The organism is Mesorhizobium sp. M7A.F.Ca.CA.003.01.2.1 (assembly GCF_003998945.1).
Classification (GTDB): Bacteria; Pseudomonadota; Alphaproteobacteria; order Rhizobiales; family Rhizobiaceae; genus Mesorhizobium; species Mesorhizobium ciceri.
Genome location: NZ_RZRA01001068.1, coordinates 1 through 1,765, shown reverse-complemented (window position 1 = coordinate 1,765; position 1,765 = coordinate 1). Strand labels below are relative to the sequence as shown.

The window sequence follows — 1,765 nt, the reverse complement described above, 5'->3', positions numbered from 1 at the left end:
GGCGTCAAGGGCGACGATTCTGGCGTCAATTCCAAGGCCGGCTTCGAGGGTTCGTTGCGAGCCCGTCTCGGCTATGCCGTGACCCCCGAAATCCTGCTCTATGGCACCGGCGGTCTCGCCGGAAGAAGCCTGAAGGTCGAAGACGACGTATACGGTTCGGACCGCGCCACGTTGCTCGGCTGGACCGCCGGTCTCGGCACCGACATCAAGCTGACCGACAATGTCTTCGGTCGTGTCGAGTATCGTTACACCGACTTCGGCAGCAAGAGCTTCGATGGCATCGGCAAGGTCAAGGCCACCGACAACCGCGTCACCTTCGGCGTCGGTATGAAGTTCTAAGTCGTTCAAGCCACGACACGAAAAAGCCGGGCCTCGCGCCCGGCTTTTTTTATGCTCGCGTGATTTCCGGGTAAATCTATTCGGGTAATGGGCGGTCAACCGGGAATGCAGGGCTTCAGTTCTGGAAACTTCTCGTCGAAGCGTGCCGCCCACCGCGTCAGCCGGGCGCGACCCTTCTCCCATTTCCCGGCAAAGCGCAGCGCGAGATAGCAAAGGCAGGCGCGCAGCGCCATCTGGCCGGCGGTGATCTTTTTCGGCAGCTTCGGCGGGTTGGCGTGGAGCAGGTCGGGTGCCGCCGTGATCTTCGCCCACTGGCGATCGAGCCAGGGCTGATAGACCATCTCCTCAGGCCGCGTGCGCCGTTCATAGACCATCGACAGCGCACAGTCGCAAATGCCGTCGGCCAATGCCTCCAGCACTTCTGCCTCGAGCCGCTTGTCGGGATTGCGTGGAAAAAGCGCGCTCTTCGACAAACGGTTGAGATGCTGGGTGATGGCGCGACTGTCATGGATGGAGCGACCGTCGTCGAGCACCAGAACCGGAATCTTGCCGAGCGGGTTGGCGATCATCAAGTCGGCCGGCTTCTCCTCGGTCTTGATCGGCACCAGATCGACAGCGATGCCGGCATAGGCTGCCGCCATTCGTACCTTGGAACTGTAGGGAGAAGACGACGCATAGAGCAGTCTGGGCATGATCCGTTTCCTGTTTTGCAGGCCGGCAGTGTTGACCGATCGGGCGCGATCGGGCAATGGCCAGAAGCGGAAAACCCAGCCGCCAGAGCGACGCAGCGGCCAGGGCCGTTTAGCGAGCGCTCCATGAAGACGGTGCTTCATCACCATGGTTGCCGGGATCGCGCGAAGCCGCCAGCCGACTGGCAAGACCGACGAGCCTCGCGCCGATGTTTCATCACCCGCATGAATGACACGAAAAAAGCCCCACCGGACTCCGCCCTATGGCGAAGTCCTGGGAGCTGCGAAAAGATATCCTCCGTCCGCCTCTGTTCTCGCCTTCCGACTGCCTAAACAACGAGCGGGGCGCCCTGTGAGGCACCCGCCCTTGACTGTTTCGGCACCGCCCCCGGCGAGGGAAGCGCGACTACTTCTTGCCGGCCTTCGCGGGCGCTGCCTTCGGCTTGGCCGCAGGTGCCGCTTTCTTCACCGGCGCTGAAGATTTCGCTGCCGCAGCCTTCTTTGCCGGAGCAGCCTTGGCAGCCGGCTTCTTGGCTGGTGCAGCCTTGGCAGCCGGTTTCTTGGCAGGTGCTGCTGCCTTCTTCGCTGCGGGTTTCGCCGCAGCTTTCGCTGCAGGCTTCTTGGCCGGTGCCGCCTTGGCAGCCGGCTTTGCCGCTGCCTTGGCGGGTGCCGCCTTCTTCACTGCCGGTTTCGCCGCAGCTTTCGCTGCCGGCTTCTTGGCCGGTGCTGCTTTTGCC

General features: G+C 62.8%; 3 protein-coding genes. 1 reads left to right on the top strand and 2 read right to left on the bottom strand.

Annotated elements, in window-relative coordinates:
* The coding region (locus tag EN969_RS29725; RefSeq protein ID WP_164756823.1) for an outer membrane beta-barrel protein at positions 1-339 on the top strand (339 nt) is incomplete at its 5' end.
* Between the two features lie 95 nt (positions 340-434).
* Here the strand turns inward: EN969_RS29725 and EN969_RS29720 are convergent.
* Both EN969_RS29720 and EN969_RS29715 read right to left on the bottom strand, forming a co-directional pair.
* A complete protein-coding gene (locus tag EN969_RS29720; protein WP_127419659.1) occupies positions 435-1,031 on the bottom strand; it encodes a glutathione S-transferase family protein in 597 nt (198 codons plus the stop codon).
* 326 nt (positions 1,032-1,357) lie between these two features.
* Positions 1,358-1,765 (bottom strand): hypothetical protein (locus EN969_RS29715; RefSeq protein ID WP_206525266.1); only part of this gene is annotated, 408 nt, incomplete at its 5' end.

Bases quoted from the DNA above. Each gene is read 5' to 3' on its own strand.
- EN969_RS29720 (WP_127419659.1), bottom strand. From the start codon at position 1,031: ATGCCCAGACTGCTCTATGCGTCGTCTTCTCCCTACAGTTCCAAGGTA.